Origin of the sequence: Streptomyces nigrescens, assembly GCF_027626975.1 — a bacterium.
Lineage (GTDB): Bacteria > Actinomycetota > Actinomycetes > Streptomycetales > Streptomycetaceae > Streptomyces > Streptomyces nigrescens.
This window is the reverse complement of record NZ_CP114203.1, coordinates 7,671,138-7,696,114: the sequence shown is the minus strand read 5'-3', so window position 1 is coordinate 7,696,114 and position 24,977 is coordinate 7,671,138. Positions and strand designations below refer to the sequence as shown.

General features: G+C 72.4%; 22 protein-coding genes and 1 riboswitch. Of the genes, 11 read left to right on the top strand and 11 right to left on the bottom strand.

Annotation, left to right across the window (positions count from 1 at the left end; genetic code table 11):
* The first annotated feature begins 1,269 nt into the window (after positions 1-1,269).
* The 8 genes from STRNI_RS34160 (at position 1,270) to STRNI_RS34125 (ending at position 10,256) form a co-directional block, all read left to right on the top strand.
* The gene (locus STRNI_RS34160; RefSeq protein WP_018087545.1) at positions 1,270-1,707 is read left to right on the top strand and encodes a phage tail protein; all 438 of its coding nucleotides are present in this window, start codon (positions 1,270-1,272) and stop codon (positions 1,705-1,707) included.
* A gap of 1 nt (position 1,708) precedes the next feature.
* Positions 1,709-2,488 (top strand): CIS tube protein, encoded by a 780-nt coding sequence (locus tag STRNI_RS34155; protein ID WP_018087546.1) that lies wholly within the window; start codon positions 1,709-1,711, stop codon positions 2,486-2,488.
* Positions 2,489-2,504: 16 nt separating this feature from the next.
* On the top strand, positions 2,505-4,424 hold the full coding sequence (locus tag STRNI_RS34150) for a VgrG-related protein (RefSeq protein ID WP_266447971.1): 1,920 nt from the start codon (positions 2,505-2,507) through the stop codon (positions 4,422-4,424).
* A gap of 48 nt (positions 4,425-4,472) precedes the next feature.
* Positions 4,473-4,913 (top strand): GPW/gp25 family protein, encoded by a 441-nt coding sequence (locus STRNI_RS34145; protein WP_018087548.1) that lies wholly within the window; start codon positions 4,473-4,475, stop codon positions 4,911-4,913.
* Positions 4,913-6,931, top strand: a complete 2,019-nt coding sequence (locus tag STRNI_RS34140; RefSeq protein ID WP_277412589.1) for a putative baseplate assembly protein — start codon at positions 4,913-4,915, stop codon at positions 6,929-6,931. Before STRNI_RS34145 ends, STRNI_RS34140 begins: the two co-directional genes overlap by 1 nt.
* Complete coding sequence (locus STRNI_RS34135) at positions 6,928-7,485, top strand: phage tail protein (protein ID WP_026169267.1); 558 nt, start codon at positions 6,928-6,930, stop codon at positions 7,483-7,485. Before STRNI_RS34140 ends, STRNI_RS34135 begins: the two co-directional genes overlap by 4 nt.
* Positions 7,486-7,487: 2 nt before the next feature.
* The gene (locus tag STRNI_RS34130) at positions 7,488-8,801 is read left to right on the top strand and encodes an NADase-type glycan-binding domain-containing protein (protein ID WP_277412588.1); all 1,314 of its coding nucleotides are present in this window, start codon (positions 7,488-7,490) and stop codon (positions 8,799-8,801) included.
* 300 nt (positions 8,802-9,101) lie between these two features.
* A complete protein-coding gene (locus STRNI_RS34125; protein WP_277412587.1) occupies positions 9,102-10,256 on the top strand; it encodes a N(5)-(carboxyethyl)ornithine synthase in 1,155 nt (384 codons plus the stop codon).
* Between the two features lie 104 nt (positions 10,257-10,360).
* On the opposite strand, the gene STRNI_RS34120 is transcribed toward STRNI_RS34125, so the two are convergent.
* On the bottom strand, positions 10,361-11,764 hold the full coding sequence (locus tag STRNI_RS34120) for a peptidase C39 family protein (protein ID WP_277412586.1): 1,404 nt from the start codon (positions 11,762-11,764) through the stop codon (positions 10,361-10,363).
* Between the two features lie 202 nt (positions 11,765-11,966).
* Between STRNI_RS34120 and STRNI_RS34115 the strand changes: the two genes are divergently transcribed.
* Together STRNI_RS34115 and STRNI_RS34110 are read left to right on the top strand one after the other, a co-directional pair.
* Positions 11,967-12,551, top strand: coding sequence for a uridine kinase family protein (locus STRNI_RS34115; RefSeq protein WP_109888433.1), 585 nt, complete (start codon positions 11,967-11,969; stop codon positions 12,549-12,551).
* Positions 12,552-13,026: 475 nt separating this feature from the next.
* Complete coding sequence (locus STRNI_RS34110; RefSeq protein ID WP_018087556.1) at positions 13,027-14,919, top strand: AAA family ATPase; 1,893 nt, start codon at positions 13,027-13,029, stop codon at positions 14,917-14,919.
* 51 nt (positions 14,920-14,970) lie between these two features.
* Here the strand turns inward: STRNI_RS34110 and STRNI_RS34105 are convergent, their stop codons facing one another.
* The 10 genes from STRNI_RS34105 to ribD form a co-directional block, all read right to left on the bottom strand.
* Positions 14,971-16,098, bottom strand: coding sequence for a hemolysin family protein (locus STRNI_RS34105; protein ID WP_159489699.1), 1,128 nt, complete (start codon positions 16,096-16,098; stop codon positions 14,971-14,973).
* Complete coding sequence (locus tag STRNI_RS34100; RefSeq protein ID WP_277412585.1) at positions 16,095-17,468, bottom strand: hemolysin family protein; 1,374 nt, start codon at positions 17,466-17,468, stop codon at positions 16,095-16,097. The genes STRNI_RS34105 and STRNI_RS34100 overlap by 4 nt, the downstream gene beginning before the upstream one ends.
* 174 nt (positions 17,469-17,642) lie before the next feature.
* Positions 17,643-18,095 (bottom strand): PH domain-containing protein, encoded by a 453-nt coding sequence (locus tag STRNI_RS34095; protein WP_018087559.1) that lies wholly within the window; start codon positions 18,093-18,095, stop codon positions 17,643-17,645.
* Positions 18,096-18,156: 61 nt separating this feature from the next.
* Positions 18,157-19,005: an ATP phosphoribosyltransferase gene (hisG, locus tag STRNI_RS34090; RefSeq protein ID WP_018087560.1), complete on the bottom strand. Its 849-nt coding sequence runs from the start codon at positions 19,003-19,005 to the stop codon at positions 18,157-18,159.
* A gap of 51 nt (positions 19,006-19,056) precedes the next feature.
* Positions 19,057-19,329, bottom strand: coding sequence for a phosphoribosyl-ATP diphosphatase (locus STRNI_RS34085; RefSeq protein ID WP_026169269.1), 273 nt, complete (start codon positions 19,327-19,329; stop codon positions 19,057-19,059).
* Positions 19,330-19,363: 34 nt separating this feature from the next.
* Positions 19,364-19,849 carry a 6,7-dimethyl-8-ribityllumazine synthase gene (gene ribH / locus STRNI_RS34080; protein WP_018087562.1) on the bottom strand — a complete coding sequence of 162 codons (486 nt, stop codon included), beginning with the start codon at positions 19,847-19,849 and terminating at the stop codon, positions 19,364-19,366.
* 53 nt (positions 19,850-19,902) lie between these two features.
* The gene (locus STRNI_RS34075; RefSeq protein ID WP_159489703.1) at positions 19,903-21,231 is read right to left on the bottom strand and encodes a bifunctional 3,4-dihydroxy-2-butanone-4-phosphate synthase/GTP cyclohydrolase II; all 1,329 of its coding nucleotides are present in this window, start codon (positions 21,229-21,231) and stop codon (positions 19,903-19,905) included.
* Positions 21,228-21,881 (bottom strand): nicotinamide mononucleotide transporter family protein, encoded by a 654-nt coding sequence (locus tag STRNI_RS34070; RefSeq protein WP_277412584.1) that lies wholly within the window; start codon positions 21,879-21,881, stop codon positions 21,228-21,230. The genes STRNI_RS34075 and STRNI_RS34070 overlap by 4 nt, the downstream gene beginning before the upstream one ends.
* A complete protein-coding gene (locus STRNI_RS34065) occupies positions 21,878-22,522 on the bottom strand; it encodes a riboflavin synthase (RefSeq protein WP_277412583.1) in 645 nt (214 codons plus the stop codon). The genes STRNI_RS34070 and STRNI_RS34065 overlap by 4 nt, the downstream gene beginning before the upstream one ends.
* A 1-nt stretch (position 22,523) precedes the next feature.
* Positions 22,524-23,651, bottom strand: a complete 1,128-nt coding sequence (gene ribD, locus STRNI_RS34060; RefSeq protein WP_174876460.1) for a bifunctional diaminohydroxyphosphoribosylaminopyrimidine deaminase/5-amino-6-(5-phosphoribosylamino)uracil reductase RibD — start codon at positions 23,649-23,651, stop codon at positions 22,524-22,526.
* 153 nt (positions 23,652-23,804) lie between these two features.
* A riboswitch (FMN riboswitch) is annotated at positions 23,805-23,935 on the bottom strand.
* Positions 23,936-24,108: 173 nt separating this feature from the next.
* On the opposite strand from ribD, the gene STRNI_RS34055 reads away from it, so the two are divergent.
* Positions 24,109-24,891 (top strand): SDR family oxidoreductase, encoded by a 783-nt coding sequence (locus tag STRNI_RS34055; protein WP_266447264.1) that lies wholly within the window; start codon positions 24,109-24,111, stop codon positions 24,889-24,891.
* Positions 24,892-24,977 lie beyond the last annotated feature (86 nt).

Sequence of the window (24,977 nt, the reverse complement as noted above, 5' to 3'; positions counted from 1 at the left end):
CAGCACCCTCGACGCCGGCCCAAATACCCACAACGCCCCAAACACCTGCTCCAGCCGCAGCCCCCGCCCCCGCCCCCGCCCCCGTGCAGCGCTCCGCGACGGCCATCGAACGTGCAACCTCCGCTGGGCCGTTGGCGACGACACGTACATCGGAGAGCCGTACACCGAAGAGCCGCACATCCAAGACCCACACGCCGGGGCCCCACACGCCGGAATCCCACACGCCGGAGTCCCGCACGCCGGAACCCCACCCACAGGAATCCCATCCGCGGGAACCCCGCACACCGCAATCCCACGCCCAGGGTTCCCCCACCCCCACGAAGCAAGTGCTGACGACCAGCGCCCTTCGCCCTCCCCTGGCCACTCCCCTCCCCGCCCGCCGAGCGCCGCTCGTGTCGGCCCGTGCGCTGGACCCCATCACCCGGCAACGGCCCACCGGTCAGGGGGCGGAGGCCACCGGCCCCGCAGCGGTGCAGCGATCGAGCGTGCAGGCGGCACCCGCCGTCCCCCTCCGCACCGTGGCGAGCCCGACGAGCACGGAGAGCGCAAAGAGCCCAGCCGGCACAGCGGGACGGTCACCCCGACGAACGGCCGCCCCTGCCGTCGCCCTGCAGAAACCGGCATCGGCGCCGGCACGCACACCGAGTCCCTCGCACACTCCCTCTCGTACGGTCCGGACCGCACCGAACCTCCCCACCACCCCCGTGGTGCGGCATGCGCCAACCGCTCCGGGGATGCGAACCGCTCCCGGCTTCCCGGCTTCAGCCCCAGCTCCGGCCCCCCAGCCCCTCACGTCAGCCGCCCTCCCCAGACAGGCACCGTCAGCCACACCCCCCGGCCCCACTCCGACAGCAACCTCCCGCCCTATCCAGCGGGCCCCGGGCTCCTCCACAACCGCCCCCACACCCCCAACCCCAGCAGCAGCCATCCCAAGAACCACCCCAGCCACCCCAGTCACCCCAACAGCCCCCACCACCACGCCCACCACGCCCACCTCAACCGACCCCACCACCTCCACCACACCCCCCACCCCCACCGACCCCGCAACCCTCGACGCCCTGGCCCGCCGGCTGGTGGCCCCCCTCTCACGCCTGCTCCGCGCCGAATTGCGCGGCGACCGCGAGCGCATAGGACGACTGCGCGACCACGGCCGCTGACCCCACGCCCGTCCCTCTCCAGCCCAGTCGCCCACCAGCCCCGTCCCCGTCCCCCTCCAACCCCGCCGCCCTCCAGCCCCGTCCACCACCTGACCCGAAAGAACCACCCACCATGCCCCAGGCCCAGGACCCCGGTTCCACCGTCTTCTTCAAGCTGACCATCGACGGCCAGGACCTCGGCCTGTTCAACGGCTGCGACGGCCTGGCCTCCGAGGTGGAGGTGGAGCAGCGGCAGGAGGGCGGCAACAACGGTTTCGTCTGGCAGTTGCCCACCCGCGTGACGTTCTCCACGATCCGTCTCACCCGCCCGCTCACCGCCGACACCGCCCGTGTGGCCGCGTGGATCTCGTCCCTCGCCACCGGCATCAGCCGGCCCACCGCGCAGATCGCCGCGCTCCGCGCCGACGGCTCGGTCGTCGCACAGTGGGGGCTGGTGGAGGTGCTGCCCGTGCGCTGGCAGGGGCCGAGCCTGGACCCGTCCAGCCCGGGTGTGGCGACCGAGACGCTGGAGATCGCGCACCACGGGTTCACCGACGCGGGAGGTGCCTGAGGTGGCCGCACCGACCGGCGGCAAGGCGGGCGCGAGCCTCGTACGGGCCGCTCTCGCGATCCACCAGCCCCCCACCGACCTCGGCGGCTCCATGGGCGGCCGCATGGGTGAGGTGGAGTTCCAGTTCAATCCGACCCAGTTGCAGCTCGGGCGGGAGGCGGAGTGGCACACCCAGACCGCGGTCGCCTATACGCGGGGCGCACCGCCCAAGTTCACCGGCACCCGGCCCGCCACGCTCCAGCTGGAGGTGTTCCTGGACGCCTCCGGCACCCCGAATTCCGGCAAGGTGCAGAAGCAGATCGAACTGCTGCTGTCCTGCTGCGAGGTGACGGCACAGAGCGTCAACTCCAAGCGTCCGTCGCCCCCTTGGGTGCGGTTTTCCTGGGGGTCGTTCAACACGGTGCAGTTCGTGGCGTATGTGACGAGCGTCAGCGCCACCTACACGCTGTTCAACCCCACCGGGGAGCCGATCCGCGCCACCTGCACGCTGTCCCTCACCGAGGTGGCCATGCCCACCAAGGGGCAGAACCCCACCTCCGGTGCGCTCTCCGCACGCCGTATCCACCGCACGGTCGCGGGGGACTCGCTCGCCTCGCTGGCCTGGCGGGAGTACGGGGACGCGACCCGCTGGCGGCTGATCGCGGAGGCGAACGCGATCGACGATCCGATGCGGCTGCGGCCGGGCACGGAGCTGCTGCTGCCCGCCGCCGACGAAGACCCGCCAGAAGGCCGTCCCCCGAGCCTTCCCCCGCAGCCCACAACCCACGAGGCCGCCCGATGAGCAGCGAGAGCATCCGATGAGTGAGAAGACGTACACCAGCGTCCTGTACGCCGAGATCGGCGGCACGCCGCTGCCCGACAAGCTCGCCACCCTCCTCATCGAGGGCTGGGTGGACGCGAGCGTGAATGTGCCGTCCGCCTTCCAGCTCACCTTCAGTGACACGGGGTCGGACATCCTCAAGACCTTCCCGCAGATCAAGGTCGGTGCGAAGGCGGTGCTGTCACCCTTCACGGACGGGCGACGCGGTACGCCCATGCTGACCGGCGAGATCACCGCTCTTGAGGTGGACGCGGACGCCGGCGGCAAGTACCTGGTCGTCCGGGGATACGACCCGGGGCACCGGCTGCTGCGCAACCGCCGGGTCGCGGGCTACCCCAATATGACCGCGAGCGACATCGTGCGCCGTCTCGCCGGTCTCAACAAGCTGTCCCTCGGCAAGGTGGAGCCCACCCGCACCGTCTACGAGCTGGCCACCCAGCCCAACATCACCGACTGGGACTTCCTGCTCCGCCTCGCCCAGGAGAACGACGTCCATCTCTCCTTCGACCCGAAGGGCAAGCTCCAGTTCGGCAAGCTCTCCCCGGCCTCGTCGGCGCCCGCCGGCAGCACACCGGCCGCGCAGAGTCCGTACGTCCTGGAGTTCGGCCACAACGCGATGCACAGCCGGATCGCCGTCACCGCCGCCGGGCAGGTCGACAGGGCGGGCGCGCGCGGCTGGGACATGCGGGCCAAGCGTGCGCTGTCCGCGCAGTCCCCGGCCACGACGAGCAAGGACATCGTCGCGGACATCACGCCGGGGCAGCTCAGCAAGCCGTTCGGGAAGGCCGAACTGACCGCCACGGACACCCCGTTCACCACCCAGGCCCAGGTGACCCACGCCGCGCGGGCCCTCGCCGACGACGCGGCGGGCTCGTTCGCCGAGCTGGAGGTGGCGGTCACCGGGAATCCGGACCTGAAGCCGGGACAGCCCGTGGCGCTGAAGGGCGCCGGCTTCCCCTTCGAGGGGAAGTACACGGCGACCGGTGTCCGCCATGTCTTCGAGTCCGGGCGGCCGTTCACCACCTGGCTGACCGTCTCGGGGCGGCAGTTCCGGTCGCTGTACGGGCTTGCCTCCGGCGGCGCGGACCCGGCGCCGCCCATGCCGGGCGTGGCGATGGCGCTGGTCAGCAATGCCAAGGACCCGCTGCGGCTGGGCCGGGTCAGGCTGCGCTTCCCCTGGCTGTCGGACACCTACGAGAGCGACTGGTGCCGGGTCGCGCAGCTGGGCGGCGTCCGGGGCGGCGGGCTGGTCCTGCCGGAGGTCGGCGACGAGGTGCTGTGCGCCTTCGACCGGGGGTCGCTGGAGCATCCGTACGTCCTCGCCGGGCTCTACAACGGCCGGGACAAGCCGCCCCGGGAGCCGGACGGTCTCCCCGCCATCGACCCGACCAGCGGGCGGGTCAACTGGCGCAGCTTCGCCTCCCGCAGCGGTCACATCGTCGAGCTGCTGGACGCCAAGACCCGGATGAAGAGCGGTATCCGGCTGCAGACCGGCAACGGCCGGATGACCGTCCACATGGACGAGGCGCGCACCAGCGTCACCATCCGCAGCGACGGTTCCGTCTCCATCACGGGGACCCGGAACGTGAGCATCAAGGCGGGCGGCAACCTGTCGCTGACCGCGGGCGGCTCGCTGACGATGAGCGCCGGCGGGGCGGTCGACATCAAGGCGGGCGCGAAGTTCGGCGTCATGGCGGGCGCCGTGGCGGACATCAACGCGACCGGCGCCATCAGCCTCAAGTCGGCCGGCGCGGTGGCCGTCAACTCGGTCGGCGCGGTCTCCGTCAGCGCGGTCGGCGCGGTGGCCGTCAACGCGGGCGCCGCGGCAGCCATCAACTCGCCGGCCACGGTCACGCTGAACGCACCGGCCGTCCTGCGCAACGGCATTCCCTTCTAGGGAGCTTGAGGAAGGTGAGGGACATGCGTCTCAAGGGGGGCACGGGATATGAGTGAACAGTTCGTCGGTGCGGGCTGGAGCTTCCCGCTGCGTACCGACGCGGGCGGCGGTATCGCACTGGCCCGCCGGGAGCGGGAGATCGAGGAGTCGATCCGGCTCGTCCTCGCCACCGCGCCCGGTGAGCGCCCGATGCGGCCGGAATTCGGCTGCGCCGTCCACGACATGGTCTTCGCGCCGGTCAACGAGGCGACGGCCGGGCGCATCCGCTACGAGGTGCGGTCCTCGCTCGACCGTTGGGAACCGCGTATCGAGGTCCAGGACGTCGAGGTCAGCCCGGCGCCCGACGATCCGTCCGTGCTGTTCATCGACGTGCGCTACAGCGTGCGCGGCACCAACAACCCGCGCAGCCTCGTCTTCCCCTTCTATGTGATCCCGTCCACGGAATCCCCCTCCACCGCGTCCGCCGCGTCCACCGAAAGCGAAGCCTGATGGCCCTGCCCGCACCCCATCTCGACGACCGTCGCTTTCAGCAGTTCGTCGACGACGCCAAGCGCTACATCCAGCAACGCTGCCCCGAGTGGACCGACCACAATGTCTCGGACCCCGGAGTGACCCTCATCGAGGCCGTCGCCCATATGGCCGACCAGATCGTCTACCGGCTCAACCGGGTGCCGGAGAAGAACCATCTGGCCTTCCTCGACCTGCTGGGCGTCACCCTCTTCCCGCCCTCCGCCGCCCGCGCCGACGTCACCTTCTGGCTCTCCGCCCCGCAGCCCGAGCCGGTCGTGCTGCCCGCCGGGACGGAGGTGGCCACCGGACGGACCGAGACCGAGGAGGCGGTGGTCTTCGCCACCGAGGACGATCTGACGGTCGTGCCCTGCGAACTGTCCGCCGTACTGCGGCAGGAGGCGGGCACCACCCCCGAGGACTGCGGCCAGGACGTCTTCGGCGGCCGCGACGTTGCCGTCTTCGCGGCCGCCCCGCAGCCGGGCGACACCCTCCTGTTCGGGCTGTCGGCGGCGGTGCCGCGGTGCGTGGCCGTGCTGCAGCTGGACAGCCGGGTGGACGGGGTCGGCGTGGACCCGCGCCAGCCGCCGCTGCGCTGGGAGGCGTGGACCGCGGACGGATGGGCGGAGTGCGAGGTCGAGGAGGACTCCACCGGCGGCCTCAACCGGCCCGGCGAGGTCGTGCTGCACATCCCGGCCGGGCACCTCGTCTCCCGTGTGGGCAGGACGGATGCCGCGTGGCTGCGCTGCCGGGTCGTCGAGGCCGCGCCCGGCCAGCCGTTCTACAGCGCCTCGCCGACCGTACGGTCCGCCTCCGCGTTCACCATCGGGGGCACGACGAGGGTCGCGCACGCCGTCGTGGTGCAGGACGAGCTGCTCGGCGAGTCCGCGGGCGTGCCCGGCCAGCGGATACGCCTGGCACATGCACCCGTCGTCGCCGACCGCCCGCCGCTGCGGCTGGAGGTCTCGGACGGCGACGGCTGGCACGAGTGGCAGGTCGTCCCCGACTTCGCGTCCTCCGGCCCGCACGACCGGCACATCACACTGGAGGAGGCGACCGGTGAGATCGCCTTCGGCCCGTCGGTCCGCCAACCGGACGGTTCGGTACGGCAGTTCGGGGCCGTGCCCGCCAAGGGCTCGGTGATACGGGCCGCGCACTACCGCACGGGCGGCGGGCGGTCGGGCAATGTGGCGCGCGGCGCGATCCAGGCGCTGCGCAGCTCGATCCCGTACGTGGCGCGCGTGGAGAACCGGGAGGCCGCGCGCGGCGGGGTCGACGGCGAGACCGTGCAGGAGGCGAAGGTCCGCGCGCCGATCACGCTCCGCGCGCAGGAACGGGCCGTGACCGCCCGCGACTACGAGGAACTGGCGCGGCGCGCCGCCCCGGAGGCCGCCCGGATCGCCTGTCTCGCGGTCGATCCCGCCGAGCCCTCGACGGCCACCCCGAGCACCGCGGGCGCGTCGGGCCCCGAGGCCGGCCAGACCGGCCGGACCGGCGAGAACGCCGTCCGGGTCCTGGTCGTCCCCCAGGCCGTCCCCGACCGCGGCGGCCGGCTCCGCTTCGAACAGCTGGTGCCGGGGGAAGAACTCCTGGGCCGTGTCACGCAGTTCCTCGACGAGCGTCGCCCGGTGGGCACCCGTCTCGCGGTCGGCCCGCCCTTCTACCAAGGCGTCACGGTCGTCGCGACCCTGCACTCCTTCCGGGCGGCGCGGGCCGACCGGGTACGCGCCGAGGCCCTGGACGCGCTCTACGCCTACCTCGACCCGCTGACCGGTGGGGCCCATGGCGACGGCTGGCCCTTCGGCCGTCCGCTGCGCTCCGGTGAGATCTTCGCGGCCCTGCAGCGGGTGCCCGGCGTGGAACTCGTCGACGAGGTCCTCCTGCACCCCGCCGACCCGCTCACCGGCCGCCGCGGCGACGCCACCGACCGCATCGAACTCGCCCGCTCCGCGCTGCTGTTCCCCTTCGACCACCGCGTCCGCGTGATCGAGGCCCGATGAGGGGCACCCCCGCGGGGATGGTCTCCCCGCACCCACTGGGCGGACAGCTCCCCGCGGTCTACGCCGACGACGACTTCGCCCAGCGCTTCGTCGAGGGCCTCGATGTCGTCCTCGCCCCCCTCTTCAACGTCCTGGACTGCCTGGAGAGCTACTTCACGCCCGCCCTCGCGCCCGAGGACTTCGTCGACTGGCTGACCACATGGGTCGGCACCGAACTCGACGGGACGGAACCGCTGGCCACCCGCCGCCGCGCGGTGGCCACGGCCATCTCGCTGCACCGGGTACGCGGCACCCGGCGCGGCCTGTCGGACGCCGTCCAACTGGCCTTCGGAGTACGCCCGGAGATCATCGAGAGCGGCGGGGCGACCTGGTCGCGGCGTCCGCTCGGTACCTTCCCGGGCTCGCCGCACCCCGGCCTGCGGGTCACCCTGCGGGTCCGCGACCCCGCCGCCGTCGACCCGCACCGTCTGCACGCCGTCGTCGCGGCGGCCCGCCCCGCACACCTCCCCTTCGCGGCCGAGGTGACCCACCTGCCCACCCCTGAAGGAACCTGACCATGCCCAGCGACCACACCACCTGCCCCGACTGCGGCTCACCCGCCCCCCAGACGGACCAGTCCTTCTGCGACTCCTGCGGGGCCTTCCTGCGCTGGGACCGCCCGGCGCCGAAGCCATCCACGACGGATCCGGACCGCACGGCCGCGGCCCCTCCCACTCCCCCGGCGTCCGCCCCCGCCCCGAGCCCCGCGGCCCACCCCGCCCAGTCCGACACCACTCCCCCTCCTGCCGCTCCTACTCCTACTCCTGCTCCTGCTCCCGCCACCGGCGACGGCACCCGTCCGACCGCCGCTCCGCAGCAGGACGCGGGCGCCGCCCCGACCACCCCGCTCCCGTCAGCCGCCGCCAACGACGGGGACGGCAGGAACGTGGGACAGTCCCCGTCCGGCCCGGACAGCCAGGGCGGCCAGCACGGCCAGCACGGCCAGGACGGCCCGACCGCCCCCCGCCCGGCTGGTGAAAGCGGCGTCTCCGAAACCGGCATCCGCGCCCTCCTGGTCCCCGTACCGGGCGCCTCCCCCACCCCGCCTCCCGAGGCGCCCGGCGGGGTGCTGCCGGGCCGTCCCGAGGCGGCCCGGCCCCGGGTCCGCACCCCGCACCCGGCCCCCGAGCCCGAGCACGGCGCACCCTGCCGGAGCTGCGGAGCGCTCAACGCGGCAGGCCGGCACTTCTGCCGGAGCTGCGCCAACCCCCTCACCGACACCGCGCCCGACACCGCCGAAGGCCCGTACGCCGGTCAGCGGCCGCGGCTGAAGCGCGACCGCGGCCGGTGGATCACCCGGGCGGTGGTGGCAGCGGTGATCGTGGCCGTCGTGGCCGGGGGCATCATCGGAGGGCCGCCGGCCGCGCAGGCCGTGCAGGACCACTTCGCCAAGCGGGTCCCCGTACCCGCCGCGCTCTGGAAGGCGTCACACTCCGGCCCCGGCCAGGACGCGAAGCTCGCGTTCGACACCTACTCCAACACCTGGTGGGGGACGGGCTACTCGGGCAACTCGGACGGCCAGTACCTGGAGGCCGGATTCAGCCAGCCCACCGACCTGCTCAACGTTGTGATCACCCCTGGGGTTTCCGCCCGCACCCCGCAGGCCGCCGACCCGGCCCGGCCGCGCGAGTTCGACCTGATCGTGACCGACTCCGCGGGCAAGAAGCACGTCTCGCACCCCCGGATCAATGACGGCGGGGCACAGAGCATCGATGTGGCGGTACGGAACGCGATGACCGTACGGCTGGTGCTGCACACCGCGTACGGCGCCACGGAGGAAAAGCAAGTGGCCATCGCCGAGCTGGAGTTCTTCGGCCGGTCGGCGGGATAGCCGGCAGGGCCAGGGACAGCCGGAGGCATCACACCCCTCCGGAGCATGCCGCCAGAACGACGTTCTCCCGGCGCGCGGCTCGCTGCGCGCCGGGACTTGAAATGCGCGGCCGACGTCCAGATTCCGATGGCGGCCCGCGTGGACGAAGCCGTCGACCGGCCGTCGCGCGGCACGACCGGCACCAACCCGAAGACGCCGGGGTGGGGCGCGCCTACTGGGGCGCCCGGCCCTGAAGAGCGCTGCCGGCCCGGCCCCCGCATTCCGGGGGTGTGCTAAACAGGGCGTAATCAAAGGGGTACTTTGCAGCAGCTCAAGCTCGGAATCATGTCGCAGACCCGCAAAGAGAACGAGCACCGTCTGCCGATCCACCCAGCGCACTTCGCACGCATCGACGCCGATCTCCAGCACAGCATCTATCTGCAGACCGGTTACGGAGAGCAATTCGGCGTCCCGGACAGTCAGCTCGCACCGTTGGTCGCCGGTTTCCGCTCACGTCAGGAGCTGATCGCGGAGTGTGACGTCATCCTGCTGGCCAAACCGCTGCACGAGGATCTGGCGGAGCTGCGGGACGGGCAGGTGCTGTGGGGGTGGCCGCACTGCGTGCAGGACGCGAAGGTCACGCAGGCCGCCATCGACCGCAGGCTCACCGTGATCGCCTTCGAGGCGATGAACCACTGGACCCGGGAGGGTTCGTTCAACCTGCACGTCTTCCACAAGAACAACGAGCTGGCCGGCTACTCATCGGTGCTGCACGCCATGCAGCTGACCGGTGCGACCGGTGACTACGGGCGCCGACGGCGTGCGGTGGTGATCGGCTTCGGCGCCACCGCCCGCGGCGCGGTCACCGCGCTCAGCGCGCTGGGCGTTCACGAAGTGGATGTGCTGACTGCCCGCGGCGTCACCGCCGTCAGCTCACCGATCCACTCGGCGCGGATCGTGCACTTCGACCACGACGTGGCCAACGGCACCCTCGACCCACGACGCAGTATCGCGCTCACCGAGGACGGCCCGGAGCCACTGGCCGAGTTCCTCGCCCGGCACGACATCATCGTCAACTGCGTGCTCCAGGACACCGCGGCGCCGCTGATGTTCCTGATAAAGGAGGACCTGCCGAAGCTCGCGCCCGGCACCCTCGTGATCGACGTCTCCTGCGACGAGGGCATGGGCTTCGCCTGGGCCCGGCCGACCACCTTCAACGACCCCATGTTCACCGTCGGCAACCACGTCCACCACTACGGCGTGGACCACAGCCCCTCCTACCTGTGGGACGCGGCCACCTGGGAGAACAGCGAGGCCCTGATCCCGTTCCTGCGGCCGGTCCTCGAAGGACCCGCCGGCTGGGACGGCGACACCACCATCCACCGGGCCATCGAAATCCGCGGCGGCACCATCCAGAACCCCGCAGTCCTGGCCTTCCAGAACCGCGCCGAGCAGTACCCACACGCACTGCTCTGAGCCGACACCACCCGGTCGACGGCGTACCCGGCGCGGGCAAGAACCTACCTACCGGGCCCCGGCACCATCCCGGGGCCCGGAGCCCGGCCTCGCTCACCCTCCGCTCAGCGCACCCCGACCTCCGCCAGCGCCCGCCGCTGGACCGCACTGGGCCGCGCCGGGAAATACAGATAACAGACCCCGCCACTACCCCCGACGACCTTGCCCTCGGCGTTCTTCCGCTTCGTCCGCAGCCAGATGTTCTCGAACTGCCGGCGCTTGTAAACGCGCCGGACCGCGGCGTTGTCCGGTGCGGCCGGGTCGTTGGCGATGATGTCGCCAGCCTCGGTGAAGCCGACGACGGTCATCAGATGGCCGGCGGTGCCGTAGCCCGCGCCGTCGAGTTCGGTCTTCAGGAAGGACTGGGAGGTGATGACCGGGATGCCAGCGTGGATGAGGCGTTCGACGTCCGTGAGGGAGGAGAGGCGGGTCACTACGCCTTGCAGGTCGCGGTAGGTGGCGGCGTAGGCGGCGTTGAAGGGCCAGTTGCCGCAGCCTTCGTACTGGTAGTCGAAGGTGTGGCGGGCGGCGTGGCAGACCTGGGGGTCGGCGTAGTCGGGGTTGACCCAGGACAGCTGCTGCTGGGTGGGCTTGCGGCCCCAGTATTCGACGATCATCTGGGAGGAGGTGGGGCTGCACCAGGCCTCGCCCCCGTTGTCGTACTCCGGGTACTGGCCCTTGTGGATCTCCTGCGAGTAGCGCGGGACGACCAGCTCGCGGCCGACCCGTCCGGGCGCGGACGCCGGCACCTCGAAGCGGTCGGGGAGGTCCGAGCCCATGGCACCCAGCCGCCAGACGGTGGGGGTGAGGGTGCCGCCGGGCTTGCGGTAGAGGGTGACGCGGAGCTCGTAGGAGGCCAGGCGGAGGCCGCTCGCCGGGTTGTCGATGGCGAAGGTGTCGGTCGAGACGCTGCTCTTGCCGTCCTTCTGGTCGTCGACGGAGGTGCGCCGGATGTCGGTGGCGCCGTCGCCGGAGGTCCAGCGGCCCATGACGTACCAGGGGGTGCGGCCGCCGTCGGTGTAGGTGCCGCGCAGGGCGACGGCGATCCACGTGCCGGGCGGGGTGTGGGCGTTCCAGGAGGCGACGACCTCGGTGGCCGGGGTCCCCAGACGGTGGACCGGGGAGGTCCAGGTGGCGTATTCCCAGCGGGTGGTCCTGCCGGTGTGCGGGTCTTTGTAGTCGGAGGTGCCGGCCGGGCGCGCCAGGCGGATGCCCGGCCGGGCCCCGGGCGCGAGGACGGTGCCCTTGGCGTGGCCCTTGGTCCAGTCGGCTGTGGTGGTCCAGGCGTGATAGTCCACGAGGCTCTTCGATCGGCGCGCGGGGGCGTCCGGGGTGGTGGCGGTGGGAGCGGCGGTACCCGCGGCGGGTCTGCGGGAGGCGTCGACGGCCTGGGCCGAGGGGGTGGCGACACCCGCCGCGGCGGCTAGCGCGGCGGCCAGGACGGTGCGCCGGGGCGCGGAGCTGGTCATGGTGGAGGTCCCCCAGTCGGATGCGTACGAGCGGGTGCGAAGGTCGGGCCGGGGCCGCGGGTGGGCACGGGCGGGTCGGCAGTGGCTCAACTATTCCCGTTGCGGGCCCGCTTCGGAAGGCGCTACGACGCGCGTCGCCGGAGGAATATTGGTGTGGACCACTGGCATGAGGGGGCCGGAGCCCCGCGCGTACGCTGGCGCAATGGACCCTGACCTGGCTTCGCTCGCCGCCCGGCTGCGCACCGCGCCGCCCTCCTGCGGCCCGGTGCGGCTGATCGCGGTGGACGGGCACGCGGGATCGGGCAAGAGCACCTTCGCCGGGCGGCTGGCCGAGGAGCTGGGCGGGGCGCCGGTGGTGCACACCGACGACCTCGCCACCCATGAGGAGTTGTTCGCCTGGAGTGAGCGGTTCGGTGCCCAGATCCTCGCGCCGCTGTCCCGGGGGGAGACGGCGCGCTACGGCGTCTACGACTGGGTGCGCGGGGCCTTCACCGAGGAGCGTGCGCTCGCGCCCGCGCCGCTGGTGCTGGTCGAAGGCGTGGGCGCGGGCCGGCGGGCGCTGCGGCCGTATCTGGCGTGCCTGCTGTGGATGGAACTGGCGAGCGAACACTCCTGGGAAAGGGGTCAACTCCGGGACGGGCCAGGGCTCTCCGCGTTCTGGAGTGGCTGGATTCCGGCGGAGCGCGCGCACTTCGCAGCGGATCCTTCGCGCCCCTACGCCGATTTCCTGGTGCACCAGGGGCAGATGGGCTACGAGGTGATCGTGGGACCTTCCGGAACACCCTGAGCGGCCCCGCATTTCACGCTCCGTAGCGGACCACGGCCGACGCGCCCGACGACGCCGACAGGGTCCCGCCGAGTGCCTCAACTCGGCTTGACCTGGGGGGCGTACAGGACTTACGTTCTCAATGTGCGGTTCAACGGACCGCCCACAGATGCGAAGCCCCCGGTTGTTCCCCCGTGATCGGGGGCTTCGTTCTGTGCAAAACCAGCCCGTGGCGCCGCCGGGCACCCTCTCTCCCTCACCCTGGGTCACCGCACTCTTCACGCCGTCGCGTCGTGCCCGGTCGCCCGCTCTTGCCCCGTACCGCCCTCTACGGCCCGCGCCGATCCCGCAGGTACCATGCGAGTCCGTGCCACCGCAGGCCAGGGACCGAGGTGTGCGCGGAGACGGTCAACTCCCGTCCGCCGTATGCCGGTTAGGGAGCCGCGGCCGGGCACTCGCCCGGCGGTACACGGGGGACGTTTTGTGGGGGGACGGGATGGATTTCGGCACTCAGGGTTCGCCCGCCCCGGCCGAGCTCGCCTGGCTGCGCGCGGTCGACGCCTACACCGTGGGCGCCTATCCGCAGGCGGAGGAGGAGTTCCGGGCCGCCGTACGACTCGATCCGACGATGGCCGACGCCTGGCTCGGCCTGCACGCACTGCGCGCCGACACCTCCATCGCACTGCTGCGGATGCACCGGCACCGCGACCGCTTCGGTGAGATGCGCGCCCGCCACCGACGCACCCTCAACTCCTGGTACTGGCTGGGCTGGTGGGTCCAGCCGGTGCTGGAGACGGGCCGCGATCTGCTGCTCGCACACGCCTCCCACTGGCTCGACGGCCGCCATGTCGCCGAGCTGGACCAGGCACTGGCCGGCTGCCCGCCGGTCGACACCGACCCCCAGGTGCGCTTTCTGCACGCCTGCCGCGCCTATCTCGTCAAGGACTGGGACCAGCTCGTACGGCACACCGAGCCGCTGCTCAGCGATCCGGTGCTGGGCATCGAGGCGGGGCTGTTCGGCGGCATGGCGCGGGTGCGGCTGGAGATGTACGGGCAGGCCGAGCCGCTGCTGGCCGCCGCGCTGATGCGCTGCCGCAGCGAGCAGCCGCAGCGCAAGGAGCTGCGCTACTGGCTCGCCCGCGCCCACGAGGGCACCGGCCGCAGCGCCGCGGCACTCCCCCTCTACCGTGCCGTGCACCGCGTCGACCCGGCGTTCATGGACACCGCGGCGCGGCTCGCCGCCATCGCGGAGGGGGACGGCCTGGACGAGGGCTCCGATCTCGCGACGGTCTCCGCCGCCGGCCTCGGCCAGGAGGCCGGCGGCGATCCGGATCCGCCGGCCCCGCTCGATCCGGCCGACGGCCGTGAGCTGCTGGTGACCGGCGAGGCGGACGGGCCGGACGGCGAGGTGGGCGGCGCGCCCGCCGCGGGCGACGCGGCGGCCCGGGTCAAGGCGACGGCACCGGTGCCGCGCGGCGCCGAGCGGCTGCCCGCCGGGCCCGCTGATCCGGTGCTGCTGGAGAAGGCGCTGGCGGAGCTGGAGCGGATGGTCGGCATGGAGCCGGTCAAGCGGCAGGTGCGGGCGCTGTCGGCCCAGCTGCGGATGGCGCGACTGCGGGCGGGCCAGGGGCTGCCGGTGCAGCCGCCGAAACGGCACTTCGTCTTCTCCGGGCCCTCCGGGACCGGCAAGACCACCGTGGCCCGCATATTGGGGCGGGTGTTCTACGCCCTGGGGCTCCTCGGCGGCGACCACCTCGTGGAGGCCCAGCGGTCCGACCTGGTCGGCGAGTTCCTCGGCCAGACCGCCGTCAAGGCCAATGAGCTGATCGATTCGGCACTGGGCGGGGTGCTGTTCGTCGACGAGGCGTACAGCCTGTCCAACTCCGGCTACAGCAAGGGCGACGCCTACGGCGACGAGGCGCTGCAGGTGCTGCTCAAGCGCGCCGAGGACAACCGCGACCGGCTCGTCGTCATCCTGGCGGGCTACCCGGAGGGCATGGACCGGCTGCTGGCCGCCAACCCGGGGCTGTCGTCCCGCTTCACCAGCCGCGTCGACTTCCCCAGCTACCGGCCGCTGGAGCTGACCGCCATCGGTGAGGTGCTGGCCGCGGAGAACGGCGACCGCTGGGACGAGGAAGCCCGCGACGAGCTGTGCAGCATCAGCGGCCATGTCGTCGAGCAGGGCTGGATCGACGAGCTGGGCAACGGCCGCTTTCTGCGCACCCTCTACGAGAAGAGCTGCGCCTACCGCGATCTGCGGCTCTCCACCTGGCGCGGCACCCCCACCCGCGACGACCTCGCCACCCTCCGGCTGCCCGATCTGATGCAGGCCTACGGCGAGGTCTTCTCCGGCCGCGGCCCGGATCAGCAGGGGCGGCCGGAGTTCTGAGGGCGGCGAACCGGGCCGGCCGTCGGCGCGGCACCTCGGCCCGCCCTCGCCTCAGCCCGCGAGCGCCCGGTCCTCCGCCGGCAGCGGGGCCTCCTCGCGGGGCTCGCCGACCCGGTCTTCCGCGGCCCTGCGGCTGCGGGCCGCCGGAGCCCGGCGGTGGGCCGGGTCGCGGACCTCGCCGACGAGCATCTCCAGGACGTCCTCCAGGGCGACCAGGCCGAGCACCCGGCCGGTCGCGTCGGCGACCGCCGCCAGATGGGAGGCGGCCCGGCGCATCGCCGTCAGCGCGTCGTCCAGGGGCAGCTCGGCGCGGAGCGTGGTCATCGGGTGCCAGATGCGCTGGGGCACCGCACGGTCCCGTTCCTCCAGGTCAAGGACGTCCTTGACGTGGAGATAGCCCATGTACGCGCCGCCGGGGGCGCACACCGGGAACCGGGAGTAGCCGGTCCGTACGGTCAGCTCCTCCACCTGGCGGGGCGTCACGGTCGGTTCGACGGTGACCAGTCCCGCCCGGTCGAGGAGGACGTCCGTGACGGGGCGGCTGCCCAGTTCCAGGACGTCGGAGAGCTGTTCCTGTTCGGCCGGCTCCAGCAGGCCCGCCTGCCCGGCGTCCTCGACGAGGTGGGTCAGCTGCTCGCTGGTGAAGACCGCCTCGACCTCGTCCTTCGGCTCCACCCGGAAGAGCCGCAGCACTCCGCGGGCGCAGGCCCCGAGCAGCGCGGTGACCGGGCGGCACAGCCGCGCGAAGGCGACCAGACCGGGGCTGAACCACAGGGCGGTCTTCTCCGGCGCCGCCATCGCCAGGTTCTTGGGGACCATCTCGCCGATGACGAGATGGAGGAAGACCACCAGCGCCAGGGCGATGACATAGCCGAGCGGGTGGACCAGGGCGGCGGGCAGGTGGACCGCCTCGAAGAGCGGTTCCAGGAGGTGGGCGACGGTCGGTTCGGCGACCGCACCGAGCGTCAGTGAGCAGACGGTGATGCCGAACTGCGCGGCGGCCATCATCTGCGGGAGGTTCTCCAGGCCGTGCAGCACCTGCCGGGCCCGGGTGGAGCCCTCGGTCGCCAGCGGTTCGATCTGGCTGCGGCGTACGGAGACCAGGGCGAACTCGGCGCCGACGAAGAAGCCGTTGGCGAGCACGAGCAGCACCGCGAAGAGGAGCTGGACCAGCGTCACCGGGCCACCTCCGCGCCGACCACGACGGGCTCACGGTGCGCCTCGGGGGCGGCGGGCACCGTGACGGTCGCGGTCCGGACGATCCTTATCCGCTCGGCGCGGTGGTGCGACACCAGCCGCACCCGCAGCCGCCAGCCGTCGAGTTCCGCGATGTCGCCGGGGGCCGGGATCCGGCCGAGTATGTGTGCCACCAGTCCTGCCACCGTCTCGTACGGTCCTTCGGGGGCGTCCAGGCCGATCCGCCGCAGGGTGTCCACCCGGCAGCCGCCGTCGGCGTCCCAGGCGGGGCGGCCCTCCTCGGGCGGGGCCTGGCCGAGCTCGGGCAGGTCCACCCCGTCGTGCTCGTCGCGGACCTCGCCGACCAGCTCCTCGATGATGTCCTCCAGGGTGACCACACCGGCCGTGCCGCCGTACTCGTCGACGACCACCGCGATCGGCTGTTCGCTGCGCAGCCGCTCCAGCAGCGGCTGCACCGGCAGCGTCTCGGGCACCAGCAGCGGCGGTACCGCGATCCGTGCCGCCGGGATGCGCAGCCGCTCATGCTCCGGGACCGCCAGGGCGTCCTTGAGGTGCACCATCCCGACGATCTCGTCGAGGCGGGTGCGGTAGACGGGGAAACGGGAGAGGCCGGTGGCGCGGGTCAGGTTCACCACGTCCTCGGCGGTCGCGGACGCCTGCAGCGCGCTCACCCTCACGCGCGGCGTCATGACGTTCTCCGCCGTCAGATCGCCCAGCGACAGGGTGCGCACGAACAGGTCGGCGGTGTCCTGCTCGATCGCGCCGGCGCGGGCGGAGTGCCGGGCGAGCGAGACCAGTTCGCCGGGGGTGCGGGCGGAGGCCAGCTCATCGGTCGGCTCCACGCCCAGCACCCGCACCAGGCGGTTGGCGACGGTGTTCAGCAGGGTGATCACCGGGCGGAAGAAGCGGGAGAAGGCCCGCTGCGGGCCGGCCACGACGCGGGCGACGGGCAGCGGCTTGGAGACCGCCCAGTTCTTGGGGACCAGCTCGCCGATGACCATCTGGACGGCGGAGGCCAGCAGCATGCCGATCACCACCGCCGTGCCGGGGACCACGCCCTCGGGCAGGCCGATGGCCAGCAGCGGGCCGGACAGCAGCGCGGCCAGCGCGGGCTCGGCGAGCATACCGACCACCAATGAGGTGATCGTGATGCCCAGTTGGGTGCCGGACAGCTGGAAGGAGAGTTCCCTGAGGGCGGAGACGACGGTGTGGGCGCGGCGGTCGCCGTCGGCCGCGGCGCGCTCGGCGTCCGCCTTCTCGACGGTGACGAGTCCGAACTCGGCGGCGACGAAGAAACCGTTGGCCAGGATCAGGACGAGTGCCGCGGCGAGCAGCAGCAGGGGGCCGGTCATGCCGCCGCCTCCGTGGTATGCGGGGGTTGGGGAGGGGCGGCGCAGGTACTACAGGACGATCCGTCCATTGCCGGAGGGAGTCACTCCTCGGGTCGCAGTGGTCCCACTGAGGGGCAGGGCGCAGGGCGCGCCCCGGAGAACAGAGTAAACAGCGGGGCCCGGATTAGGGCAGGCTCACCCGGCCGTGTGGTCGACAGCACCATGCTTCTCGGTGAGGTCGCGCAGCGCACGGGCGTCCCGGATGGCCTGGTCCCTGGCGATGCCGGGCTGGATGCCCATGGCGGGCAGGCTGGTGCCGTCGGCGAGGTCGAGATGGACCCAGGGGTCGCCGGCCCGGAGGTTGACCCGCAGGACCTGCGCCCAGGCCAGTTCGCGCTTGGTGGTGAGGTTGACCACCGTGATGCCCTCCTGCCGCGCGACCACCTTCGGGCGGCCGAGCAGCAGGAGGACGGCCAGCACCAGCAGTCCGGTAAGGACGAAGCTCAGCCGCTCGCCGCCGCTCAGCTTCGGCAGCGCCAGCGCGATCGCCGTGAGGGCGGCGAGCTGGGCGAGGCCCACGGAGTACAGGACGACCCGGGTGCGGGTCGGCCGGAAGGTCACCGGCAGGCTGGGCAGGGGCGCGGACACGTCGTCGGTCTTCCGTCGTGGGTGGTGCGGTGCGTACGGGTGGGTGGCCTGGGGCCGCGGATCAGAGCCGGCAGGCGTGGATGCCGGTGGTCAGGATCGCGCGGGCGCCGAGGTCGTAGAGCTCGTCCATGATGCGCTGGGCGTCCTTGGACGGGACCATCGAGCGGACCGCGACCCAGCCCTCGTGGTGCAGCGGGGAGACGGTCGGCGACTCCAGGCCCGGGGTGAGGCCGACGGCCTTCTCGACGTGCTCGACCCGGATGTCGTAATCCATCATCACGTACCGGCGGGCCACCAGGACGCCCTGCATACGGCGCAGGAACTGGCGCACCTTCGGGTCGTCGTCCGGTGCGCCGGTGCCGCGGATGACGACGGCCTCGGACTTCAGGATCGGCTCGCCGATGATCTCCAGGCCGGCGTTGCGCAGGGTGGTGCCGGTCTCCACGACATCCGCGATGATCTCGGCGACGCCGAGCTGGATGGCGGTCTCCACGGCGCCGTCGAGGTGGACGACGGAGGCGTCCACGCCGTTGTCGGCGAGGTGCTGGCGGACCAGGCCGGAGAAGGAGGTGGCGATCGTCATGCCGCCGAAGTCGGTGACCTCCTTGGCCGTGCCCGGACGGGTGGCGTAGCGGAAGGTCGAGCCGGCGAAGCCGAGCTGGAGGATCTCCTCGGCCGGCGAGCCGGAGTCCAGCAGCAGGTCACGGCCGGTGATGCCGATGTCGAGCTTGCCGGAGCCCACGTAGACCGCGATGTCGCGCGGGCGCAGGAAGAAGAACTCGACCTCGTTCTCCGCGTCGACCAGGACCAGTTCCCTGCGGTCCTTGCGCTGGCGGTAGCCGGCCTCATGGAGCATCGCCGACGCAGGCTCGGACAGTGAACCCTTGTTGGGGACAGCGATGCGCAGCATGAGAGCGAGTTCCTTTGCAGCTAAGCGGTGTTGGGTGTGCCTGGGGGTGGATCAGAGGTGGGCGTAGACGTCGTCCAGGGAAATGCCCTTGGCGACCATCATGACCTGGAGGTGGTAGAGGAGCTGGGAGATCTCCTCGGCGGCGGCCTCGTCGGACTCGTACTCGGCGGCCATCCAGACCTCGGCGGCCTCCTCGACGACCTTCTTGCCGATCGTATGGACACCTGCCTGCACCAGCTCGGCGGTGCGGGAGGTGGTGGGGTCGCCGGTGGCGGCCTTCTGCTGGAGCTCGGAGAAAAGCTCCTCGAACGTCTTCTTGGACATGATGGTGACCACCCTACGCGGTCGGCCCCCGCTCCTAGCGCCAGGGCTCGGACACGGTGCGCAGCGTCGCGGCGGTGGCGACCGCGGCGGTGACCGCCTCGTGGCCCTTGTCCTCGGTGGAGCCCTCCAGGCCCGCGCGGTCCAGGGCCTGCTGCTCGGTGTCGCAGGTCAGCACGCCGAAGCCGACCGGTACACCGGTGTCCACCGAGACCTGGGTCAGGCCCTGGGTGACGCCCTGGCAGACGTAGTCGAAGTGCGGCGTGCCGCCCCTGATGACCACGCCGAGGGCGACCACCGCGTCATAGCCGCGGCCGGCCAGGACCTTGGCGACGACCGGCAGCTCGAAGGTGCCGGGCACCCGCAGCAGCGTCGGCTCGTCGATACCGAGCTCGGTGAGGGCGCGCAGCGCGCCGTCCACGAGGCCGTCCATCACTTGCTGGTGCCACTGCGCCGCGATGACGGCCACCCGCAGGTCGCCACAGTTCTTCACGGTCAGTTCGGGTGCGCCCTTGCCGCTCACGGTTCTCCTCGTTCGGGTGATGTGCTGGGTGGTGGTGACGTCGTGCCGGGTGGCTACTGGTTGTCGCAGGTGGTCGCGGAAGCGGGCGCGGCGTAGGCCGCTCCGGTGGAGGTGGTGCCTGTACCGGGTTCCAGCCAGGGCAGGTCGTGCCCCATCCGGTCCCGCTTGGTGCGCAGATACCGCAGATTGTGTTCCCCGGCCTGGACGGGCATCGGCTCGCGGCCGGAGACCCGCAGGCCGTGCCGCACCAGGGCGGCGGTCTTTTCGGGGTTGTTGGTCATCAGACGCAGCGAGCGCACCCCGAGGTCCTGGAGCATCTGCGCACCCGCGGCGTAGTCGCGGGAGTCGGCGGGCAGCCCCAGTTCGAGGTTGGCGTCGAGGGTGTCCCGGCCGCGCTCCTGGAGTTCGTAGGCGCGCAGCTTGGACAGCAGGCCGATGCCGCGCCCTTCGTGGCCGCGGAGGTAGATCACCACACCGCGTCCGGCCTCGGAGATCTGCCGCAGCGAGGCCTCCAGCTGGGGGCCGCAGTCGCAGCGCAGCGAGTGGAAGATATCGCCGGTCAGGCATTCGGAGTGCACCCTGACCAGGACGTCCTCACCGTCGCCGAGCTCCCCGGCGACCAGCGCGATGTGCTCGACCCCGTCGACGGTGGAGCGGTAGCCGTAGGCGGTGAACTCACCGTGTGCGGTGGGCAGCCGGGTCTCGGCCTCGCGGCGGACGGTGGGCTCGGACGACTGCCGGTAGGCGATCAGGTCCTCGATGGAGATGATCGACAGTCCGTGCTTACGGGCGAACGGCACCAGCTCCGGCAGCCGCAGCATCGTGCCGTCCTCGCCCGCGATCTCCACGATGGCGGCGGCCGGGCGCAGTCCGGCCAGCCGGGCGAGGTCGACACCGGCTTCGGTGTGGCCGTTGCGGACCAGCACCCCGCCGGGCCGGGCGCGCAGCGGGAAGATGTGGCCGGGCCGGACGAAGTCACCGGCGACCGATTCCCCGGAGGCGAGCAGCCGCAGGGTGGTGGCGCGGTCGGCGGCGGAGATGCCGGTGGTCACGCCGTGCGCGGCGGTGGCGTCGACGGAGACGGTGAAGGCGGTCCGCATCGACTCGGTGTTGTGCTCGACCATCTGCGGGAGTTCCAGCCGGTCCAGCTCCGGGCCCTCCATGGGGGCGCAGATCAGCCCGCGGCACTCGCTCATCATGAACGCGACGATCTCGGGGGTGGCCTTCTCCGCGGCGATGACGAGGTCGCCCTCGTTCTCGCGGTTCTCGTCGTCCACGACGACCACGGGGCGGCCGGCGGCGATATCGGCGATGGCCTGCTCGACGGGGTCGAGCGCCAGTGCAGCGGCGTCCTCGTCGTACCAGCTCTGCAGTGCGGTCATGCCGCTGCTCCTTCCAGGACGGGGCGGCCGCTCGCACGCGAGCGCAGCCACCAGTCGCGCAGGCCCCACACGACGAGGGCGAGATAGACGACGTAGACAAGGCCGGAGAAGGCGAGCCCGCTGCTGAAGGCGAGCGGGACGCCGACGACGTCGACCAGCAGCCAGGCGAACCAGAACTCGACCAGGCCGCGGGCCTGGGCGACCATCGCGGTGAGCGTGCCGACGAAGATGTAGGCGTCCGGCCAGGGGTTCCAGGACAGCTGCGGGATCAGGGTGAACAGGGTGCCGACGGCCACGGTGCCCACGGCGGTGCCGCCGAGCAGCACACCGCGCTCGCGCCAGCCGGCGAAGCGTACGGCGATGGAGCCGTCCTGCGCCTGCTGCCGGCCGCGCTGCCACTGCCGCCAGCCCCACAACGCCACGCCGATGACGAGGAGTTGCTTGCCTACGCCGCCGCTGAGGTGGGCGGAGGCGTAGGCGGCGACGAGGACGGCACCGGAGAGGAACTGGGCGGGCCAGGTCCAGATGGAGCGCCGCCAGCCGAGTGCCAGTGCGGCCAGACCGATGGTGTTGCCGATCATGTCGGACCAGATGACGTGCTGCCCGAGGGCCGTGAAGGCCTCGCCGTTCAGCGTGTCGAGGACGCTCACCGGTCCATCTCCTTGATCTCCTCGATGTCCTTGAGGTCCGCGCTGCCGTCGGCGCCTCGCCCGAGCAGCCGCTCGACGTACTTGGCGAGGACGTCGACCTCAAGGTTCACCGGGTCGCCGGCCTTCTTGATGCCCAGGGTGGTCAGGGCGAGGGTGGTGGGGATGAGGCTGATGGTGAAGTAGTCGTCGGCCGCGTCGACGACGGTGAGGCTGACGCCGTCGACGGTGATGGAGCCCTTCTCGACGACATAGCGGGACAGCGCGGCCGGCAGCGCGATCTTGACGATCTCCCAGTGTTCGCCGGGGGTGCGCTCCAGGATCGTGCCGGTGCCGTCGACATGGCCCTGGACGAGGTGTCCGCCGAGCCGCCCGCCGAGCGCCATCGGGCGCTCCAGGTTGACCCGCGAGCCGGCGGCCAGCGCGCCGAGGCTGGAGCGGTTGAGGGTCTCGGCCATCACATCGGCGGTGAATTCACCGTCGACGGTCTCCACGACGGTCAGACACACGCCGTTGACGGCGATCGAGTCACCGTGCTTGGCGTCTTCGGTGACGACGGGTCCGCGCAGTCGGAAGCGGGAGGCATCACCGAGGTCCTCGACGGCGACGACCTCACCCAGTTCTTCGACGATTCCGGTGAACACTTCAGTTCTCCTCGTGGAGGGCGTGGCGGATGGGAGTGGCGGTGATGCGCAGGTCGGGTCCGAGCCGTTCGGTATCGGTCACGTCGAGCCGCAACGCCTGGGCGATGGTGGTGATTCCGGCGTCGCCGACGGCGGCCGGTCCGGCGCCGAGCAGTACCGGGGCGAGATAGCCGACGACCTTGTCGACGGCCTGGGCGGCGAGGAAGGCACCGGCGAGGGTGGGGCCCCCTTCGAGCAGCACGGAGCGCACCTCCCGTGCGTACAGGGCCTGGAGCAGTGCGGGGATGTGCAGCCCGCGCCCGTCGGCGGCGCGCGGCAGCCGGACGATCGGGGCGAGGCCTTCGAGGTGACCGGCGTCGGCGTCCTCGGCGACCGCGATGAGGGTGGGCGCGGTGCCGTCCAGGACGCGGGCGCCGGCCTTGACGGCCGTGGCGCCGGAGTCGACGACGACCCGCAGCGGCTGGCTGATCTCGTCGTCGGACAGCCCGCTGATCCGGGCGCCGAGCTGCGGGTCGTCGGCGCGGGCGGTGCCGGAGCCGACGATCACGGCGTCCGCGGCGGCCCGCAGCCGGTGCACATCGGCGCGCGACTGCGGCGAGCTGATCCAGCGGCTGGTGCCGTCGGCGGCGGCGATCCGGCCGTCGAGGGTGGCGGCGTACTTCCACAGCACGAACGGGCGGCGGCGCAGCACCGAGGTCAGCCAGGCCTCGTTGCCGGCGGCGGCCTCGTCGGCGAGCAGTCCGCCCTCGACGTCGATCCCGGCCTCGCCCAGGGTGACGGCGCCGCCGGTGGCGGCCGGGTTGGGGTCGGAGACGGCATAGACGACGCGGGCGACCCCGGCGTCGATCAGCGCCTGGGCGCAGGGGCCGGTGCGGCCGGTGTGGTTGCAGGGTTCGAGGGTGACCAGTGCGGTGCCGCCCCGGGCGCGTTCGCCCGCGGCACGCAGGGCGTGGATCTCGGCGTGCGGCCCACCGGCCCGCTGATGCCAGCCCTCACCCGCCGTACGGCCCGCGGAGTCCAGGACCACACAGCCGACCACGGGGTTGGGGCTGGTGTGCCCGAGCCCGCGCGCGGCGAGCTCAATGGCTCGGCGCATCGCCGCGATCTCGACGGGGGCTGCGGTGGCCACCGGGTCCTCCTGCCTCTCAGGGCACGGACTCCGGGGCTGTCTGGACGACAGAAGCGGAAACGACGCCACGGGAACACCGCGACCGGAAATACACGGACCGTCCGGGAAAATGACCGGACGCGCCGCCGACGGCGGTGTACCGAAGCTCGCCCGCCGCGCACTGCCTCCCATCCGGACTTTCACCGTCGGTGCAGGAATTTCACCTGCTCAACCGGCCGCTGGCTGCGGACGGGTCGCGGACTGTTACCGCCGGTTCGGAATTACACCGACCCCGGAGTGCGCTGCTGCTCTTATGTCAGTACAGCTTCAGTCTGCCACGCCGCGTCGTCGCCCATGCGAGCGAAGCCCTGTGGGCTGCCTCACAGCCCCCGGCGCGCCACCCGTGTCACGGACCGCGCGCGTGAGGCGTCATAGCGGAGACGTCCCCCTCCCCTCTCCCCTCAAGGACTGATCCGCGATGGCGACAATTCTGGTGACCGGCGGCACGGGCACACTCGGGCGGCCCCTGGTGGACCGGCTGCTCGACGACGGCCATGACGTCCGGTCACTGAGCCGGCGGCCGCACACCGGCACGGAGCGCCCCCGGCCGCGGTCGTACGCGGTCGATCTGCGCGACGGCACGGGGCTGCCCGAGGCGATGGCGGGCGTGGACACGATCGTGCACTGCGCCACGACGCCGGCCGGCGGCGACATGGAGGCGGCGGGGCGGCTCGTCCAGGCGGCGAAGGCGGCGGGCATCCCGCACCTGGTGTACATCTCGATCGTCGGGGTGGACCGGGTGCCGCTCAGGTACTACCGCACCAAGCTGGCGGTGGAGCGGCTGATCGAGGACTCCGGCCTCGGCTGGACGGTGCTGCGCACGACGCAGTTCCACCATCTGGTGCTGCAGCTCATCAAGGCGGGCGCCCGGTCGCCGGTGCTGCCGGTGCCGACCGGGGTACGGGTGCAGCCGGTCGAGGTACGCGAAGTGGCCGCCCGGCTCGCCGGGTTGGCGGCCGGCGACCCGGCCGGCCGGGTCCCGGACATGGGCGGCCCCGAGGTGCTGAGCACCCACGATGTCGTACGGGCCACGCTGGAGGCGGGCGGACGGCGCCGCCTCCTGCTCCCGCTGTGGCTGCCGGGCGCGTCCGCCGCCGCCCTGCGCCGCGGCGGAAACCTGACCCCGGAACACGCCGACGGGCAACACACCTATGCGGAATTCCTGGCGGAGAGGGCGGGTGGGGGGCTGATGGGCGGGTGAGGGGGTGACGGGGTGGGGGCCGGGGCCTGACGGACGGGTGGGGGCCCGGCGTGTGGGTGGGGGCCCGGCGTGCGGGTGAGGGGGTG

Excerpts from the sequence above, each read along its gene's own strand:
- STRNI_RS34160 (WP_018087545.1), top strand. The coding sequence starts at position 1,270 with ATGCCCCAGGCCCAGGACCCCGGTTCCACCGTCTTCTTCAAGCTGACC.
- STRNI_RS34150 (WP_266447971.1), top strand. The coding sequence starts at position 2,505 with ATGAGTGAGAAGACGTACACCAGCGTCCTGTACGCCGAGATCGGCGGC.
- STRNI_RS34145 (WP_018087548.1), top strand. The coding sequence starts at position 4,473 with ATGAGTGAACAGTTCGTCGGTGCGGGCTGGAGCTTCCCGCTGCGTACC.
- STRNI_RS34140 (WP_277412589.1), top strand. The coding sequence starts at position 4,913 with ATGGCCCTGCCCGCACCCCATCTCGACGACCGTCGCTTTCAGCAGTTC.
- STRNI_RS34135 (WP_026169267.1), top strand. The coding sequence starts at position 6,928 with ATGAGGGGCACCCCCGCGGGGATGGTCTCCCCGCACCCACTGGGCGGA.
- STRNI_RS34130 (WP_277412588.1), top strand. The coding sequence starts at position 7,488 with ATGCCCAGCGACCACACCACCTGCCCCGACTGCGGCTCACCCGCCCCC.
- STRNI_RS34120 (WP_277412586.1), bottom strand. The coding sequence starts at position 11,764 with ATGACCAGCTCCGCGCCCCGGCGCACCGTCCTGGCCGCCGCGCTAGCC.
- STRNI_RS34115 (WP_109888433.1), top strand. The coding sequence starts at position 11,967 with ATGGACCCTGACCTGGCTTCGCTCGCCGCCCGGCTGCGCACCGCGCCG.
- STRNI_RS34110 (WP_018087556.1), top strand. The coding sequence starts at position 13,027 with ATGGATTTCGGCACTCAGGGTTCGCCCGCCCCGGCCGAGCTCGCCTGG.
- STRNI_RS34100 (WP_277412585.1), bottom strand. The coding sequence starts at position 17,468 with ATGACCGGCCCCCTGCTGCTGCTCGCCGCGGCACTCGTCCTGATCCTG.
- hisG (WP_018087560.1), bottom strand. The coding sequence starts at position 19,005 with ATGCTGCGCATCGCTGTCCCCAACAAGGGTTCACTGTCCGAGCCTGCG.
- STRNI_RS34085 (WP_026169269.1), bottom strand. The coding sequence starts at position 19,329 with ATGTCCAAGAAGACGTTCGAGGAGCTTTTCTCCGAGCTCCAGCAGAAG.
- STRNI_RS34075 (WP_159489703.1), bottom strand. The coding sequence starts at position 21,231 with ATGACCGCACTGCAGAGCTGGTACGACGAGGACGCCGCTGCACTGGCG.
- STRNI_RS34055 (WP_266447264.1), top strand. The coding sequence starts at position 24,109 with ATGGCGACAATTCTGGTGACCGGCGGCACGGGCACACTCGGGCGGCCC.